This is a genomic window from Streptococcus pseudopneumoniae (assembly GCF_001072315.1).
GTDB lineage: Bacteria > Bacillota > Bacilli > Lactobacillales > Streptococcaceae > Streptococcus > Streptococcus pseudopneumoniae_R.
Genome location: NZ_JVLI01000011.1, coordinates 1 through 603 on the forward strand (window position 1 = coordinate 1; position 603 = coordinate 603).

Here is a 603-nt window from a genome sequence, read left to right on the forward strand (position 1 = left end):
CTTAGATTCTCGTTTGATTTTCATCAAACTTAAAAGTGATATAGTTACCATCCCCAATAACCAAAGACTTGAAGACTTTTCTCCCGTCTTAGGGAACTTTTTTTATACACAAAAATAGGCTCCATAAGCTATATAGGGGATTTACCCACTACAAATATTATAGAGCCTCATTTTCTTATTTCTCATCTTTCACAATATGAAGTCTTAATGATGAAAATACTTCAACAAAGAAAGTCAAAGCATACAAATGCAATGAGAGTTTAACATTTGCTGTAATTCCATATAAAAGTAATGCTGGAATAGAACACCAAATTAGTGTTTTCAAAAATAGTGACAAGATTCTTAAACCAAAAAATAATCTATCAACCAGTACTAACAAAATATTTATCGTTTTTTCTTTCATAATCTTTTTTTCAAACCTCATTCTAAATATCCATATTGTTAGCTTGCATAAGAGAATAAATTTACTCCCTTGTTAAAACTAACAATACTTCCAATTCTTATCAGGACAAAACCTGTTTTATAATAATCTAGTTATTGTTAATTTTCCTTAGATTCTCGTTTGATTTTCATCAAACTTAAAAGTGATATAGTTACCATCCC

At 28.7% G+C, this 603-nt stretch carries 1 protein-coding gene and 1 pseudogene; both read right to left on the minus strand.

From position 1 onward, the window contains the following. Window positions 1–84: pseudogene (locus ADH54_RS12705) on the minus strand (hypothetical protein); the annotation flags it as partial. 91 nt (window positions 85–175) lie between these two features. Further along, window positions 176–403, minus strand: a complete 228-nt coding sequence (locus tag ADH54_RS00715) for a hypothetical protein (protein ID WP_161800808.1) — start codon at window positions 401–403, stop codon at window positions 176–178. Between the last annotated feature and the right edge of the window lie 200 nt (window positions 404–603).

What these genes read in the sequence shown, in the direction of transcription:
- ADH54_RS00715 (WP_161800808.1), bottom strand. Translation starts at nt 403, where the DNA reads ATGAAAGAAAAAACGATAAATATTTTGTTAGTACTGGTTGATAGATTA.